15 protein-coding genes are annotated in these 15,019 nt (G+C 70.0%); 9 read left to right on the plus strand and 6 right to left on the minus strand.

Features of this window, described 5'->3' with window-relative positions; translation table 11 throughout:
• The first annotated feature begins 96 nt into the window (after positions 1–96).
• A complete protein-coding gene (locus tag ABT116_RS30490; protein ID WP_351640492.1) occupies positions 97–1,440 on the plus strand; it encodes an NCS2 family permease in 1,344 nt (447 codons plus the stop codon).
• On the opposite strand, the gene ABT116_RS30495 is transcribed toward ABT116_RS30490, so the two are convergent.
• Positions 1,410–1,637, minus strand: coding sequence for a ribbon-helix-helix protein, CopG family (locus ABT116_RS30495; RefSeq protein ID WP_351640468.1), 228 nt, complete (start codon positions 1,635–1,637; stop codon positions 1,410–1,412). The genes ABT116_RS30490 and ABT116_RS30495 overlap by 31 nt on opposite strands.
• Positions 1,638–1,792: 155 nt before the next feature.
• Here ABT116_RS30495 and ABT116_RS30500 point away from each other — a divergent pair, with 155 nt between their 5' ends.
• Positions 1,793–2,230, plus strand: coding sequence for a MarR family winged helix-turn-helix transcriptional regulator (locus ABT116_RS30500; protein ID WP_053672640.1), 438 nt, complete (start codon positions 1,793–1,795; stop codon positions 2,228–2,230).
• Between the two features lie 27 nt (positions 2,231–2,257).
• The gene (locus ABT116_RS30505; RefSeq protein WP_351640470.1) at positions 2,258–3,622 is read left to right on the plus strand and encodes an MFS transporter; all 1,365 of its coding nucleotides are present in this window, start codon (positions 2,258–2,260) and stop codon (positions 3,620–3,622) included.
• A gap of 7 nt (positions 3,623–3,629) precedes the next feature.
• On the opposite strand, the gene ABT116_RS30510 is transcribed toward ABT116_RS30505, so the two are convergent.
• On the minus strand, positions 3,630–4,217 hold the full coding sequence (locus ABT116_RS30510; protein WP_351640472.1) for a Uma2 family endonuclease: 588 nt from the start codon (positions 4,215–4,217) through the stop codon (positions 3,630–3,632).
• Positions 4,218–4,312: 95 nt separating this feature from the next.
• Positions 4,313–4,834 carry a GNAT family N-acetyltransferase gene (locus ABT116_RS30515; RefSeq protein WP_351640474.1) on the minus strand — a complete coding sequence of 174 codons (522 nt, stop codon included), beginning with the start codon at positions 4,832–4,834 and terminating at the stop codon, positions 4,313–4,315.
• Positions 4,835–4,859: 25 nt separating this feature from the next.
• On the opposite strand from ABT116_RS30515, the gene thpR reads away from it, so the two are divergent.
• Complete coding sequence (gene thpR, locus ABT116_RS30520; RefSeq protein WP_351640476.1) at positions 4,860–5,432, plus strand: RNA 2',3'-cyclic phosphodiesterase; 573 nt, start codon at positions 4,860–4,862, stop codon at positions 5,430–5,432.
• Between the two features lie 252 nt (positions 5,433–5,684).
• On the opposite strand, the gene ABT116_RS30525 is transcribed toward thpR, so the two are convergent.
• Together ABT116_RS30525 and ABT116_RS30530 are read right to left on the minus strand one after the other, a co-directional pair.
• Positions 5,685–6,677 carry an aldo/keto reductase gene (locus tag ABT116_RS30525; protein WP_351640478.1) on the minus strand — a complete coding sequence of 331 codons (993 nt, stop codon included), beginning with the start codon at positions 6,675–6,677 and terminating at the stop codon, positions 5,685–5,687.
• An 82-nt stretch (positions 6,678–6,759) separates the two neighbouring features.
• Complete coding sequence (locus tag ABT116_RS30530) at positions 6,760–7,434, minus strand: SGNH/GDSL hydrolase family protein (RefSeq protein WP_351640479.1); 675 nt, start codon at positions 7,432–7,434, stop codon at positions 6,760–6,762.
• Positions 7,435–7,557: 123 nt separating this feature from the next.
• Here ABT116_RS30530 and ABT116_RS30535 point away from each other — a divergent pair, with 123 nt between their 5' ends.
• Complete coding sequence (locus tag ABT116_RS30535; RefSeq protein WP_351640480.1) at positions 7,558–8,532, plus strand: WD40 repeat domain-containing protein; 975 nt, start codon at positions 7,558–7,560, stop codon at positions 8,530–8,532.
• A 135-nt stretch (positions 8,533–8,667) separates the two neighbouring features.
• Here ABT116_RS30535 and ABT116_RS30540 read toward each other — a convergent pair whose 3' ends face one another.
• The gene (locus ABT116_RS30540; protein WP_351640482.1) at positions 8,668–9,447 is read right to left on the minus strand and encodes a TetR/AcrR family transcriptional regulator; all 780 of its coding nucleotides are present in this window, start codon (positions 9,445–9,447) and stop codon (positions 8,668–8,670) included.
• 109 nt (positions 9,448–9,556) lie between these two features.
• On the opposite strand from ABT116_RS30540, the gene ABT116_RS30545 reads away from it, so the two are divergent.
• From ABT116_RS30545 to ABT116_RS30560, 4 genes are all read left to right on the plus strand, one after another.
• Positions 9,557–10,516, plus strand: coding sequence for an ATP-binding cassette domain-containing protein (locus ABT116_RS30545; RefSeq protein ID WP_351640484.1), 960 nt, complete (start codon positions 9,557–9,559; stop codon positions 10,514–10,516).
• Positions 10,513–11,331, plus strand: a complete 819-nt coding sequence (locus ABT116_RS30550; protein ID WP_351640486.1) for an ABC transporter permease — start codon at positions 10,513–10,515, stop codon at positions 11,329–11,331. Before ABT116_RS30545 ends, ABT116_RS30550 begins: the two co-directional genes overlap by 4 nt.
• A 149-nt stretch (positions 11,332–11,480) precedes the next feature.
• Positions 11,481–13,001 carry a cellulase family glycosylhydrolase gene (locus ABT116_RS30555; protein WP_351640488.1) on the plus strand — a complete coding sequence of 507 codons (1,521 nt, stop codon included), beginning with the start codon at positions 11,481–11,483 and terminating at the stop codon, positions 12,999–13,001.
• Between the two features lie 303 nt (positions 13,002–13,304).
• A complete protein-coding gene (locus tag ABT116_RS30560) occupies positions 13,305–14,909 on the plus strand; it encodes an alpha/beta hydrolase (RefSeq protein WP_351640490.1) in 1,605 nt (534 codons plus the stop codon).
• The last annotated feature ends 110 nt before the right edge of the window (positions 14,910–15,019 follow it).

Genomic DNA, 15,019 nt, shown 5'->3' on the forward strand with positions numbered 1-15,019 from the left:
GGTCGAAGCCGTAGGCCGGGAGCAGGTCCCGCATCAGGGTGCCGAGGCCGCCGGCGGCGCCGGTGAGCAGGACGGTGCGGGGAGCGGGGCAGCACCCTGCCCCGCGAGGTCCGGGGTGGTCTCGCCACCTTCTTCGCGATGGCCTACATCATCGTGCTGAACCCGATCATCCTCGGCAGCGCCAAGGACATGTACGGTCACCAGCTCGACAACGGGCAGCTGGTCACCGCGACGGCCCTCACCGCCGCGCTCACCACCCTCCTCATGGGCGTCATCGGCAACGTCCCGATCGCGCTGGCCGCGGGCCTAGGCGTGAACTCCGTCGTCGCCCTCCAGCTCGCCCCGCGCATGTCCTGGCCGGACGCGATGGGCATGGTGGTCCTCGCCGGGTTCGTGGTCATGCTGCTGGTGGCGACGGGGCTGCGTGAGCGCGTCATGAACGCCGTGCCCTATGGGCTGCGCAAGGCCATCTCCATCGGTATCGGCCTGTTCATCATGCTGATCGGGCTCGTCGACGCGGGCTTCGTCTCCCGGATCCCGGACGCCGCCCAGACCACCGTCCCGCTCCAGCTCGGCGGCGACGGTCACCTGAACGGCTGGCCGGTCCTCGTCTTCGTCCTGGGCGTGCTGCTGACCCTCGCGCTGATCGTGCGCAAGGTCTCCGGCGCGATCCTGATCTCCATCGTGGCCATGACGATCCTCGCGGTCGTCATCAACGCGGTGGCCAAGGTGCCGAGCTGGGGCCTGACCACGCCCAAGTGGCCGGGCAATCCCGTCGCGAGCCCCGACTTCGGGCTGATCGGGCAGGTCAGCCTGTTCGGCGGCTTCGGCAAGGTCGGCATGCTCACCGGGGTGCTGTTCGTCTTCACCGTGCTGCTGTCGTGCTTCTTCGACGCGATGGGCACGATCATGGGCGTCTCCGACGAGGCGAAGCTGACCGACGGCGAGGGACAGATGCCCGGCATCAACAAGGTGCTGTTCGTCGACGGCCTCGCGGTCGCCGCCGGCGGCGCCAGCTCCTCCTCGGCGACGACCGCGTTCGTCGAGTCCACGGCGGGTGTCGGCGAGGGGGCCCGGACCGGTCTCGCGAACGTCGTCACCGGCGGTCTCTTCGCCGTCGCGCTCTTTCTTACGCCGGTCGCCACGATGGTGCCGTCCCAGGCGGCCACGCCCGCGCTGGTCGCGGTCGGTTTCCTGATCCTGGCCGGATCGGTGAAGGAGATCGACTGGGCGGACTACACGATCGCCGTCCCGGCCTTCGTGACGATGCTGATGATGCCGTTCACTTACTCGATCACCAACGGCATCGGCATGGGCTTCATCACCTTCGCGGTGCTGCGGCTGGCCGCCGGGCGGGGCCGGGAGGTGCCGTCGGCGATGTACGCGGTGGCCGCGGTGTTCGCGTTCTACTACCTGATGCCGGCGCTGGGTCTGACCTGATCCCCGTCACCGGAGTCGGGGGCGCCGTAGAACCTCTCCGTCTCCTCGACGGCGGCCTGGAAACGCTGGTCGAAGTCATCTCGAATGAGCGTCCGGACGACATAGTCCTGGACGCTCATTCCCCTTTTCGCGGCATGGTGCCTGAGCCGTTCGAGCAGGTCGTGGTCTATTCGCAGGCTGAGCACACTGGTCCCCATGGGGATGAGGGTCGCGGCACCGTTCGGTCCGGCGGGGCACGTTCCGCCGCCTTGTCACCCATCTGAGTGATGTCACGGTTCAGTGGCGGGTGTCACGGGGGGTCTCGCGTGTTCCGGCTGGTATTTAGCGAGAGTAATGAGTTACGCTAAAGAACATGCCGGACCTCAACCATGGCGACGACGTAGCCGCCGTGAACTCCCTCCGATCCGCAGTGATGCGGCTGTCCCGTCGGCTCAAGCACCAGCGGGTCGACGAATCGCTCAGCCCCACCGAGATGTCGGTGCTGGGCACCCTCTCGCTGTGCGGCAGGGCCACACCGGGCGAGCTCGCCCGCAAGGAGCACGTCCAGCCGCCGTCGATGACCCGCATCGTGGCACTGCTGGAGGCCAAGGGGCTGGTCCGGCTGGAGCCGCACCCCGAGGACCGGCGCCAGAAGGTCGTCACACGCACCGAGCAGGCCGAGGCCATGCTCGAGGAGAGCCGCGCCAAGCGGAACGCGTTCCTGGCCACGCTGGTGGAGAACCTCGACGAGGACGAGTGGGCGAAACTCCGCGCCGCCGCCCCCGTGCTGGAGAAGCTCGCGCATCTGTAAGCAGTACGTCGCAAGGAGGCGAACCCTTTGAGTTCGGGACCCGGAGCAGCTTCCGCCCCCGCACCTGACCCCCACGATTCCCCGCCCGCCTCCGATCCGCTGCCGCGCAAGTCCTCGATGTTCTCCTCCCTGAAGGTGCGCAACTACCGCCTGTTCTTCATGGGGCAGGTCGTCTCCAACATCGGCACCTGGATGCAGCGCATCGCCCAGGACTGGCTGGTGCTCAGCCTCACCGGCTCCTCCGCCGCCGTCGGCATCACGACCGCGCTGCAGTTCCTGCCAATGCTCCTCTTCGGCCTCTACGGCGGTGTCCTCGTCGACCGCTTGCGCAAGCGGCCCACGCTGCTCGTGACGCAGTCCGCGATGGCGCTCACGGCGATCGCCCTGGCCGTCCTCACGCTCACCGGGCACGTCCAGGTATGGCACGTGTACGTCGCCGCGTTCGCGGTCGGTCTGGCGACCGTCGTCGACAACCCGGCCCGGCAGTCCTTCGTCTCCGAGCTGGTCGGCCCGGGGCAGCTGCAGAACGCGGTCAGCCTGAACTCGGCGAACTTCCAGTCCGCCCGCCTGGTCGGCCCCGCCGTCGCGGGCATACTCATCACCGGCGTCGGCACCGGCTTCGCGTTCCTCTTCAACGGCCTGTCCTTCATCGCGCCGCTGACCGGCCTGCTGCTGATGCGGGCCCGCGAGCTGCACGTCGTGGAGCGGGCCCCGCGCGGCAAGGGGCAGCTGCGGGAGGGCGTACGGTACGTCACCGGCCGCCCGGAGCTGATCTGGCCGATCGTCCTGGTCGGCTTCGTCGGGACGTTCGCCTTCAACTTCCCCGTCTACCTCTCGGCCTTCGCGGACGACGTGTTCCACGGGGGTGCGGGCGCCTACAGCATGTTCAACACCCTGATGGCGGTCGGCTCGGTCGCGGGCGCGCTGCTCGCGGCGCGGCGGGGAACGGCCCGGCTGCGGCTGCTGATCGTGGCGGCCATGGCCTTCGGCGCGCTGGAGATCCTGGCGGCCACGACCCCCACGCTGTGGATGTTCGCCCTGCTCATGGTCCCGCTGGGCCTGTTCGGCATGACCGTCAATGTCACGACGAACACCAGCATCCAGATGTCCACGGACCCGGCCATGCGCGGCCGTGTCATGGCCCTCTACATGATGGTCTTCCTCGGCGGCTCACCGGTCGGCGCCCCGATCGTCGGCTGGATCACCGACACGTACGGCGCCCGGGTCGGCCTCGCGGCCGGTGGTGCGGTGGCGGCACTCGCCGCGGCCGTGATCGGCCTGATCCTGGCCCGCGTCGGCAACCTGCGCCTGTCGGTGGGCTGGCACCGGGGGCATCCCCGGGTGCGGTTCGTGCCGCGGGAGCAGCAGGAGGCGCTGGCTCCGGCAGCGTAGGGCGCCGTCAGTCCCGGGGGAACTCGCCGGTTTCGAGGACGAGCCCGACCGCGGTGCCCGTCAGGTCGATCTCGTCCCCGAAGTCCAGGCTCAGCTCGCCCCGGTACTCGCCGTCCTTGGGCTTGGTGTGCAGATGCCAGCGGCCGGTGTACGGATCCACGATCAGGTACACCGGCACGCCGGCGGCGGCGTAGGCGTCCTTCTTGGGGCCGTAGTCGTTGGCGCCGGTCTTCCGGGAGATCACCTCGGCGACGAATTCGACGTCCTGGTAGCGCCACAGGCCCTTGGCGTTCTTCGCCGCACCCTCCGTCATCACCGTGATGTCGGAGGCGAAGCCGTTGAGGTGGCCCGGGTAGTCGACGCGTACGTCGGACTTCACGCGCTTGCGCGGGTACTTGGTGCGCAACTGGTCGTAGATGTCCGCGATGATGTCCCAGTGGGTGTCCCGCTGAGGCGCCATGAAGATGTTCCCCCCGACGATCTCGACCTTGTAACCCTCGGGGACGGGCATCGTCTCCACCCACTCGAACATCATGTCGAGGGTGAGTTCGCCGCTGCTTTCGGCCATCTCGATCCTGTCGTCAAGGACGGTCATCGTGGCGCTCCTCCCCGGCCGCACTCGCGGATGGAGGCGGCCGCGCAGTACAACGATACGCACGGTGACCTGGAACGCCCGGGTTTGGAGGCCGCCTACACCCGCCGGGCCAGAAGCTGGCCGGGCCAGTCGTTCTCGCCGACCGTGAAGGCCACTGTGCGGGTGAAGCCGTGGGACTCGTAGTAGCGGACGAGCTTGCCGTCGTCGCCGGCGTAGCAGTCGACGCGCAGGAGGGAGATCCCGGCGCGGCGGGTCTCCTCGGCGGCGTGGGCGAGCAGGGCGCTGCCCACGCCGTGCCCCTTGAAGCGGCGGTCGGAGGCCAGCCAGTGGATGTAGCGCTCGGGTTCGCCGGGCTGGGGGAGGTGGGACAGGTAGGCGCCCGCCGAGCCGGTGAGGGTGAGGGTGCCGGCGGGGGCGCCGTCGGCGTCGGCCATGAACACGCTGCCTTCCGTCATGTACCGGCGGACCGACTCCACCGTCTTCGGGCTCTGCGACAGGGGCCGCGTCCCCCACTGCCCCGTGCGCCCCTGGGAGACCAGCCACTCCACACAGCTGTCGAGCATGCCGAGTATCGCGGGAATGTCGTCGGGCCCGCCGTCCCGGATGGTGATCCGCATGGCCTCATGGTGCCAGGCTGGCTTCATGAGACTCTTCGCGGCCGTGCTGCCCCCTGACGAGGTGTGTCGTGAACTCGGAGCCGTGGTCGACGAGTTGCGCGGGCTGCCCGGCGCCGACGGCATGCGCTGGACCGGCCGTCCCGGCTGGCACTTCACCCTCGCGTTCTACGGCGAGGTCGACGACGGTCTCGTCCCCGAGCTGTCGGAGCGGCTGGAGCGGGCCGCGCGCCGTACCGAGCCGTTCGCCCTGGCCGTACGGGGAGGCGGGCAGTTCGGGCACGGGAAGGCGCTGTGGGCCGGGGCCGAGGGGGACCTGGCGACCCTCCGGCTGCTGGCCGAGCGGGCCGAGGCGGCGGCGCGCAAGGCGGGGGTGCCGATGGGGGAGCACCGGCGGTACAAGGCCCATCTGACCGTGGCGCGGAGCCGGGCGGCGGGGGATGTGCGGCCCTTCCTGGACGCCCTCGCGGGGTTCGCGGGCCGGACGTGGACCGTGGACGAGCTGGCGCTGGTGCGGAGCAATCTGCCGACCTCGGGGGTGCCGGGGGAGCAGCCCCGGTACGAGGCGGTCGGGCGCTGGGCACTCGGGGGCGCCGGTTAGGCTCGGAGCGTGGACCCGAAAACCCGCAACCGGATCATGGCCGGTGTGCTCGTGCTGATGTTTCTCGTCGTGGCCCTGGCTTCCGTGATCGGGAGGTAGGGCAGGGGCGGGAGCCGCGGTCGGTCGTGTCCTGGCCGCGGGCCGGTGGGGGCTTGTCGCGCAGTTCCCCGCGCCCCTGAGGGCGCCGGGGAAACCGCGGACATCCACACACGGCCTCGCGCCCCCCGGAAGAGGGGCGCCGACCCACCCCCATTACCAGGCAAAAGCCTCCGGGCTCGGGCCCGGGCCCGGGAAGATCTCGTCCAGGCCCGTCAGGAGTTCCTCGGAGAGGTCCAGCTCCGACGCGCGGACGGCGGAGGCGAGCTGCTCGGCGGTGCGCGGGCCGACGATCGGGCCGGTCACGCCGGGGCGGGTGAGCAGCCAGGCCAGGGCGGCCTCGCCGGGCTCGATGCCGTGCTTGTCGAGCAGGTCCTCGTAGGACTGGATCTGCGTCCGGATGGCGGGGTCGTTGAGCGCGTCGGCCGCGCGGCCGGAGGCGCGGCGCTTGCCCTCGACCTCCTTCTTGAGCACACCGCCCAGCAGGCCACCGTGCAGCGGCGACCAGGGGATGACGCCGAGCCCGTACTCCTGGGCGGCCGGGACGACCTCCATCTCCGCGCGCCGCTCGGCGAGGTTGTACAGGCACTGCTCGCTGACCAGACCGATGGTCCCGCCGCGCCGGGCGGCGATCTCGTTGGCCTGGGCGATCTTGTAGCCGGGGAAGTTCGACGACCCGACGTAGAGGATCTTGCCCTGCTGGACCAGGACGTCGATCGCCTGCCAGATCTCGTCGAAGGGGGTGTCCCGGTCGACGTGGTGGAACTGGTAGACGTCGATGTGGTCCGTCTGGAGCCGCTTGAGGCTGGCGTCCACGGCCCGCCGGATGTTGACGGCGGAGAGCTTGTCGTGGTTGGGCCAGGCCGGGCCGTCGGCGCCCATGTTGCCGTAGACCTTCGTGGCGAGTACGACCTTGTCGCGCCGTCCCTGGCCCTTGGCGAACCAGTTGCCGATGATGCTTTCGGTACGGCCCTTGTTCTCGCCCCAGCCGTACACATTGGCGGTGTCGAAGAAGTTGATGCCCGCGTCCAGCGCCGCGTCCATGATGGCGTGGCTGTCGACCTCGTCGGTCTGCGGGCCGAAGTTCATGGTGCCGAGGACGAGTCGGCTGACCTTGAGTCCCGTGCGTCCGAGCTGCGTGTACTCCATGGGGTCCAAGCCAACGTCTTGAAGTGCGCTCCAAGCAAGCACGAACCCGGGCGTGCGTGCCCGCCTCCCCGTTCGTGAGGGGCTACGCCTCGTAGGGCCCCGCCAGGTCCCAGCCCTGGTGCATCGCCTCCGCGAAGGCCGCCGCGATCTTGTGCTCGCCGCTCGCGTTGGGGTGGGTGCCGTCGTAGGTGTCGGTGGCGACGTCGTACGACGGCGGGGGTGAGGCCAGGAGGACGGGGGAACCGGGCTCGTCGAGGTCGGCGGCCGTCTTGGCGAGGAGTTCGTTGAAACGGGCGACCTCGCCGGCGAAGGGCTCGTCCGACTGGGCGCGCACGTTCGGGGTGACCGGCAGCCACACCATGCCCACCCGCCGGTTCGCCGCCCGTGCCTCGGCCGTGAAGGCCCGGACGTTCTCGGTGGTCTGCTCGGCGTTCGTGTAGAAGCCCAGGTCGATCAGGCCCAGGGAGACCAGGAGCACGTCGGCGTGGCACGTCCGCACCGCGTCGCCGATCAGCGGCGCCATGTGCTGCCAGCCCTCGCCCCAGCCGGCCAGGTGGGCACGCGGGAAGTCCGGTTCGGCGTACCCGTACGACACGGGGGCCTCGGCGAGTTTGTCGTAGAGCGTCTCGCGGGGGCCGACGAGGGTGAAGGGGCCGCCGTAGGAACGGCACAGGTGCTGCCACAGCCGGTAGCGCCATGTGTGTTCGCCCGTGCTTCCGATCGTCATGGAGTCACCGACGGGCATGAACCTGAGCATCCGCTCATGATGAACGATCTCGACGGTCGACGGGGTGTGAGTCGGGACACGCAGTTCGGCCGCTCATCGGACCCGTGATCCGTTACGCCGGTGAACCGCCGGGCCGGATGGCAGGCTTGGGGTATGCGCAGACCGTTCGCACTCCTCGCCGCGGCCCTCCTCACGGGCGCCCTCGCCGTGCCCGCCTCCGCCGCCGACGGCGACGAGAAGTTCACGATCAAGGACCCGCGCATCACCGAGTCCAGCGGTCTGGCCGCCTCGCGGCAGCACCCCGGCATCTACTGGACGCACAACGACAGCGACGACGGGGCGTACCTCTACGCCGTCGACAGCGCCACGGGCGAGACGGTCGCCACGATCACCATGTCCGGCGTGGGCAGCCCGCGCGACGTCGAGGCCATCTCCATCGGACCGGACGACCAGATCTACGTCGGCGACATCGGCGACAACCTCGGCGGCACCTGGCCGTACGTGTGGATCTACCGGCTGCCCGAGCCGAAGAACCTGCGCGACCAGACGATCAAGGCCACGCAGTACGTCGTGAAGTACTCCGACGGCGCGCGGGACGCCGAGTCGCTCGTCGTGCACCCGAAGACCGGCCGCGTCTACATCGTCGACAAGAACGAGAAGGGCGGGCACCTGTACGAGGGTCCGGCGCAGCTCTCCCCGTCCGGGACGAACGTCTTCCGTCCGATCGCCGCGGTCCCCGACCTGGAGGCCACCGACGCCACGCTCTCCCCGGACGGCGAACACCTCGTCGTGCGCAGCTACTTCGGCGCGATCGCCTACGACTGGAACGGCGGGAAGATCAAGAAGAAGGAACGGCTCGGCGTGCCGTTCCTGGGGCAGGGGGAGTCCGTCACCTACACCGCGGACGGCAAGAAGCTGATGTACGGCGCCGAGGGCGCGGACAGCCCGGTCGAACCGCAGGACGCCCCCGGGAGCGGCGGCTCCGACTCGTCGTCCGGGAGCGGGAGTTCGACCGCGTCCGAGGGCGGGGGAGACGGGCTGAGCGGCAACCTGAAGACGGGGGCGATCGCCGCGGGTGCGGTTCTGGTGGCGGTGCTGGCCCTGCGGGGGCTGAGGCGTCGGCGCTAGGCCGTGTCCGCAGACGCCGCGGGGCCCGCCCTCCGGGCGGACGACGGGACTTTGCGGACACGACCTAGGCAGTGTCCGTCAAAGGCGCTGGCCGGGGCGGCAGTTTGAAGTCGCGGCCCGGCTCCTCGGCGCCCGTCACCGAGCGTTTCCGCGCCTCTCCACCAGCACGTCCAGCCCGTCCAGGATCCGCTGCAGCCCGAACTCGAAGTGGTCGAAGTCCGGCCCGAAGGTGTCCTCGGACAGCGATGCCATCACCGGGTAGCGGCCCGAGGCCATGGCCTTCTCCAGGGCCGGCACCTGCGCCTGCCAGAACTCGGCGTCCGTCAGCCCCGTCCGGCGCTCCGCCTCCAGCTGGTACAGCTGCGTGCGCGCGGCCCCGACGACATACCCGTCGATCATGATGATCGCGGAGACCAGCTCGGGGTCGCTCAGCCCCATCGGGCGGATCAGGGCCATCACCTTCTCCATGCCGTCGAGGGCGCTCGGGCCGAGGATCGGGCGGGACTGGTTGACCTGGAGCAGCCAGGGGTGGCCGCGGTAGAGGGCGAGGGTGGCGCGGGCCAGTGCCTCCAGGGCCGCCCGCCAGCCGCCGTCGCCGAGGTCGGCCGGGTTCTCGGAGGGGCGCTGCACCCGGTCCAGCATGAGGTCGAGCAGCTCGCCCTTGCCGGGCACGTACCGGTAGAGCGACATGGTGCCGGTGCCGAGCTCGGCCGCGACGCGGCGCATGGAGAGGCCCTCCAGCCCCTCGGTGTCCGCCACCTGGATCGCCGCTTCCACGATCCGGTCCAGTGTCAGGGTCGGTTTGGGGCCGCGACTGGGGCGGCGGCCGGTGTCCCACAGCAGTTCGAGCGTGCGGGCGATGTCGCCGCTGCCGCTGGTCTCCGTACCGCCCGTGCCCCTCGAACCGCTCGTCATGGAGCCCAGCTTAGGTCCTCGCGAAAAAACTGGGTACGGCGTACGCGTAATCGGGTACGCTGTACTCAGTTCGGTGCCGACGGGGCACGGGCGCGCGGGAGGGGGCGGCATGGACGGATACGCGGTGCGGGCCGAGGCGCTGGAGAAGAGGTACGGCGACAAACGCGCCCTCGACGGCTTCGACCTGGAGGTGCGCGAGGGCACGGTGCACGGTCTGCTCGGGCCGAACGGGGCGGGCAAGACCACCGCCGTCCGCATCCTGTCCACGCTGATCCGCCTGGACGGGGGCAGCGCGACGGTCGCCGGTCTGGACGTCGTCCGGCAGGCGCGCGAGGTCCGGGCCCGGATCGGCCTCACCGGCCAGTACGCGGCGGTCGACGAGGTGCTCACCGGCCGGCAGAACCTGGAGATGTTCGGCCGCCTCTTCCACCTGGGCGGCAGGCGGGCCCGGCTGCGGGCGGCCGAGCTGCTGGAGCAGTTCGACCTGACCGACGCCGCCGACAAGGGCGTGGGCAAGTACAGCGGCGGCATGCGGCGCCGCCTCGACCTCGCCGCGTCGATGATCCTCGCCCCGGCCGTCCTCTTCCTCGACGAGCCGACGACCGGGCTCGACCCGCGCAGCCGGGGCGAAGTCTGGGAATCCGTGCGGGCGTTGGTGGCGAGCGGCACGACCGTGCTGCTGACCACGCAGTACCTGGAGGAGGCCGACAAACTGGCCTCCCGGATCACCGTCATCGACCAGGGGCGGGCCATCGCCGACGACACCCCGGACGGGCTGAAGAGCCTGGTCGGCGGAGACCGTATCGAGGTCGTGGTCGCCGAGCGGTCCGAGATCCCGCGCGTGGTGAAGGTGGTCGCCCGGGTCGCGGACGGCGAACCCGAGGCGGACGAGACGGAGTTGCGGGTGCACGCCCCGGTCACCGACCGGGTCACCGCCCTCACCGAGGTCGCCCGGACCCTCCAGGACGAGGGCGTCCGCGTCGAGGACATCGGGCTGCGCAGGCCGAGCCTCGACGACGTGTTCCTGCGCCTGACCGGCCACCGGACCGAGAAGGAGTCCGCAGCATGAGCGCCACCGACCTCAGCACACCCGGCACGCGGAGCGCTGCCTCCTGGCTGCTCGCCGACTGCTGGAACATCGTCCGCCGCGGCCTGACCCACTACCAGCGCCAGCCGGTCAACATCGCCTGGCAGCTGGGCTTCCCGATCATGTCCGTGCTGCTCTACGGCTATGTCTTCGGCAGCGCCATGAAGGTGCCGGGCGGCGGGGACTACAAGGACTTCCTGATGCCGGGCATGTTCGCGATGACCATGGCGTTCGGTTTCATCAACACGGCGACCGTCGTGGTCTACGACTCCACCAAGGGTGTCATCGACCGCTTCCGCTCGATGCCGATGGCCTCCTCGGCCGTGGTGGCCGGGCGCGGGGTCACCGACATCATCGTCGCCTGCGCCGAGTTGGCGATCATGATGCTCACCGCGCTCGCCATGGGCTGGCGGCCGGACGGCGGCGCGGGCTTCCTCGGCGCGTTCGGGCTGCTGCTGTGGCTGCGCTTCTCGCTGATCTGGATCGGGGTGTGGCTCGGCCTGATCGTGCCCAACCCGGAGGCGGCGGGCGGTCTCTTCGCGGTCGCCTTCCCCTTCACGATGATCTCCAGCATCTTCGTCGCACCGCAGCTCATGCCCGACTGGCTCGGCTGGGTGGCGGTCTGGAACCCGATCTCCTCCACGGCGGCGGCGACCCGCGAGCTGTTCGGCAATCCGGTCGGTGGTGACACCTGGGTCGAGCAGCACGCGCTGCTGATGGCCGGGGTGTGGCCGGTGATCCTGACGGCGATCTTCCTCCCGCTGGCCGTTCGGCGGTTCAAGAAGCTGAGCCGGTAGCGGTCACTGCGGTCCCGCACCTCCCAGGGTCTTGACGTGCTCATGTTGCGTCAGTTCTCTGGGAGGTGCGCGGCATGATGGGAGCGCTCCCAGTCAGTTCCGGGTGCCGTGCCTCACCCTCCCCCAGAGGACCGAGAGGAAGCAGCCACATGTTCCGCACTCTGCGCAGAGCGCTGTGTGTTGCCGCGGCGCTCCTGTTACCGCTGGCCGGCGTGCAGTCGGCACGGGCCGATGCCGCCGCCGAGGCCGCCGGTGCCGGCTACTGGCACACCAGCGGCCGGCAGATCCTGGACGCGGCCGGGCAGCCGGTCCGTATCGCCGGTATCAACTGGTTCGGCTTCGAGACCGCCAACCACGTCGTCCACGGCCTGTGGGCCCGCGACTACAAGAGCATGATCGACCAGATGAGGTCGCTGGGCTACAACACCATCCGCATGCCCTACAGCGACGACATCCTCAAGCCCGGCACCATGCCGGACAGCATCAGTCACGACGGCAAGAACACGGACCTGCGCGGGCTGACGTCCCTCCAGGTCCTGGACAAGATCGTCGCCTACGCGGGCCAGTCCGGCCTGAAGATCGTCCTGGACCGCCACCGCCCGGACGCGGCGGGCCAGTCGGCGCTCTGGTACACGGCGTCGGTCCCCGAGTCGACGTGGATCACCAACCTCAAGGCCCTGGCGACGCGCTACAAGGGCGACTCCACGGTGGTGGGCATCGACCTGCACAACGAGCCCCACGACCCGGCCTGCTGGGGCTGCGGCGACACCTCCCGCGACTGGCGCCTGGCCGCCCAGCGCGCGGGCAACGCCGTGCTGTCGGTCAACCCCGAGCTGCTGATCATGGTCGAGGGCGTGCAGTCGTTCGACGGCACGAACGGCTGGTGGGGCGGCAACCTCATGGGCGTGGCCCAGTACCCGGTCCAGCTGGACGTCCCCAACCGGCTCGTGTACTCGGCGCACGACTACGCGACGTCGGTGGCGCAGCAGTCCTGGTTCACCGACCCGTCCTTCCCCGCCAACATGCCGGGGATCTGGGACAAGTACTGGGGATACGTCTTCAAGCAGAACATCGCCCCGGTGTGGCTGGGCGAGTTCGGTACGACGCTCCAGCCGGCGGTGGACCAGAAGTGGCTGGCCGAGCTGGTGAAGTACCTGCGCTCGACGTCCGCGTACGGGGCCGACGGCTTCCACTGGACGTTCTGGTCCTGGAACCCCAACTCCGGTGACACGGGCGGCATCCTCAAGGACGACTGGCAGACGGTCGACACGGCGAAGGACGCGTACCTGGCGCCCATCAAGGCCCCGGGCTTCGGCACCGGCACCCCCGGCCCCGGCCCGGGCGGCCCGGGCGGCCCGGGCGACCCCACGCCCACCTGCACCGCCGCCTACACCGTAGGCAGCGACTGGGGCGGCGGCTTCAACGCCGAGGTGAAGGTGACCAACACGGGCACGCTTCCGCTGAAGTCGTGGAAGGTGACGTGGACGTGGAGCGGGTCGCAGAAGGTCACGACCATGTGGAACGCGACCCACACCCAGACCGGCGCGACCGTCACGGCGGTCAACGCCGCACACAACGGCAGCGTGGCAGCGGGCGGTTCGGCGAGCTTCGGCTTCGGCGGGACGCCCGGGGGCGGGGGTGCGCCGAGTGTGAGCTGCTCGGCGACGTGAGCACGGGGTGAGCCGGGGGCGCCCGGTGCTCCTCGGGCGCCCCTTGGTCCGCCTGACAGGTCGGCCCGGCCTGCCCGCCTGGCCTGTCCCTCCGGCCCTCCGGCCTGTCGACCTGTCAGCCTGTCGGCCTGTCAGAAATTGTCAGAAACACTCCCTTTGTGAGGGGTCTCTGAGAGCGGACTGTGACTCGATTTGGTCAAGTCTCGGTCGAATCCGCACATGAGCGGTGCGCTCTTCCGAAACGATGCGGCACGGCCCGTGTCACTCGCGGGCCTGACCCCCCTCACCGTTGCGAGAGACTCCATGAGAAGAAGCGCAGCCGTACTGTGCGGCGCGACCGTCGTACTGGCCGGGACCCTCACCGCCGTCCCCGCCAATGCCAGCGCGTCGCAGTCCGCGAACACCGCCCGGACCGCCACCGCGAAGATCGCCTGGAAGAAGTGCGGGACCGACGACTCCCCGACGCTCCAGTGCGCGTCCGTGAAGGTCCCCCTCGACTACGCGAAGCCGCGGGGGAAGCAGATCACGCTGGCGCTGTCCCGCGTGCCGCACACCGCGCCGAAGTCCCAGGGCCCGCTGCTCGTCAACCCCGGCGGCCCCGGCGGCAGCGGTCTGTCGCTGGCCCCGTTCGTCGCGTCGTCCCTGCCCAAGGAGGTCGCGGCCCAGTACGACGTCATCGGTTTCGACCCGCGCGGAGTGGGCGAGAGCCAGCCCGCCCTGGACTGCAAGCCGGGCTACTTCGACCCGGTCCGCCCCGACTCCGTACCCAGCACACCGGCCCTGGAGAAGGCCAACCTCGCGCGCGCCAAGTCCTTCGCCCAGGCCTGCGGCACGAAGTACAAGGACGTCCTGCCGTACATCGACACGGTCAGCGCCGTGAAGGACATGGACTCCATCCGCAAGGCCCTCGGCGCACCGAAGATCAACTACTTCGGCTACTCGTACGGCACCTACCTGGGCGCGGTCTACGCCAAGCTGTTCCCCGAGCGGGTGCGGCGCCTGGTGCTGGACTCGATCGTCGACCCGACCGGAGTCTGGTACGACGACAACATCCAGCAGGACTACGCCTTCGACAAGCGCCACAAGGCGCTCATGGCGTGGATAGCCAAGTACGACTCCACGTACAAGCTCGGCAAGGACCCGAAGAAGATCGAGGCCAAGTGGTACGCCATGCGGGCGGCCCTGGCCAAGAAGCCGGCCGGCGGCAAGGTGGGCGCCTCCGAGCTGGAGGACATCTTCATACCCGGCGGCTACAACAACGGCTACTGGCCCACGCTCGCCCAGACGTTCGCGGCCTACGTCAACAACCACGACACCGCCGCGCTGGTCAAGGCCTACGACAACATCGCGGCGATCGACGCCTCCGGCGACAACGGGTACAGCGTCTACACCTCGGTGCAGTGCCGTGACGCGTCCTGGCCGCGCGACTGGAAGCAGTGGCGCAAGGACAACTGGGCGGTGTACGAGAAGGCTCCGTTCATGGCCTGGAACAACGCCTGGTACAACGCGCCGTGCGCGTTCTGGCCGACGAAGTCGCTGAAGCCGGTGAACGTCGCCAACAGCAAGCTCCCGCCGGTGCTGCTGTTCCAGGCGACGGACGACGCGGCCACGCCCTACCAGGGCGGTGTCACCATGCACCGGCTGCTGAAGGGCTCCAGCCTGGTCGTGGAGCAGGGCGGCGGCAACCACGGCATCACGCTGAGCGGCAACGCCTGCCTCGACAAGCACCTCGCCACGTACCTGACCAACGGCAAGGTCCCGCACGGCAACGGCGTGGCCGACGCGGTGTGCAAGAAGACCCCCGACCCGAAGCCGCAGTCGGCGACGCAGCAGGCGCCGAGCACGCCGCAGCCTGCCGTCGCGGCGGTCGGTGACAGCCTGCGGGGGATCCTGGGGTTCGGACGCTGAGCGCCTCGGTGACCCGGGCCTGACGGGACGACACGGGGGCGCCCGGCGATACTCGCCGCGCTGTGGAACACCTCGTGCGGTCCGGTGAGGTCGAGCGGCTGGAAGCCGTC

It is taken from the genome of Streptomyces sp. NPDC002130 (assembly GCF_040296465.1).
Lineage (GTDB): Bacteria > Actinomycetota > Actinomycetes > Streptomycetales > Streptomycetaceae > Streptomyces.

Coding starts and splice junctions, on each gene's coding strand:
- ABT116_RS30495 (WP_351640468.1), bottom strand. CDS start 1,637: ATGGGGACCAGTGTGCTCAGCCTGCGAATAGACCACGACCTGCTCGAA.
- ABT116_RS30500 (WP_053672640.1), top strand. CDS start 1,793: ATGCCGGACCTCAACCATGGCGACGACGTAGCCGCCGTGAACTCCCTC.
- ABT116_RS30510 (WP_351640472.1), bottom strand. CDS start 4,217: ATGACCGTCCTTGACGACAGGATCGAGATGGCCGAAAGCAGCGGCGAA.
- ABT116_RS30515 (WP_351640474.1), bottom strand. CDS start 4,834: ATGCGGATCACCATCCGGGACGGCGGGCCCGACGACATTCCCGCGATA.
- thpR (WP_351640476.1), top strand. CDS start 4,860: ATGAGACTCTTCGCGGCCGTGCTGCCCCCTGACGAGGTGTGTCGTGAA.
- ABT116_RS30525 (WP_351640478.1), bottom strand. CDS start 6,677: ATGGAGTACACGCAGCTCGGACGCACGGGACTCAAGGTCAGCCGACTC.
- ABT116_RS30530 (WP_351640479.1), bottom strand. CDS start 7,434: ATGCTCAGGTTCATGCCCGTCGGTGACTCCATGACGATCGGAAGCACG.
- ABT116_RS30535 (WP_351640480.1), top strand. CDS start 7,558: ATGCGCAGACCGTTCGCACTCCTCGCCGCGGCCCTCCTCACGGGCGCC.
- ABT116_RS30540 (WP_351640482.1), bottom strand. CDS start 9,447: ATGACGAGCGGTTCGAGGGGCACGGGCGGTACGGAGACCAGCGGCAGC.
- ABT116_RS30545 (WP_351640484.1), top strand. CDS start 9,557: ATGGACGGATACGCGGTGCGGGCCGAGGCGCTGGAGAAGAGGTACGGC.
- ABT116_RS30550 (WP_351640486.1), top strand. CDS start 10,513: ATGAGCGCCACCGACCTCAGCACACCCGGCACGCGGAGCGCTGCCTCC.
- ABT116_RS30555 (WP_351640488.1), top strand. CDS start 11,481: ATGTTCCGCACTCTGCGCAGAGCGCTGTGTGTTGCCGCGGCGCTCCTG.
- ABT116_RS30560 (WP_351640490.1), top strand. CDS start 13,305: ATGAGAAGAAGCGCAGCCGTACTGTGCGGCGCGACCGTCGTACTGGCC.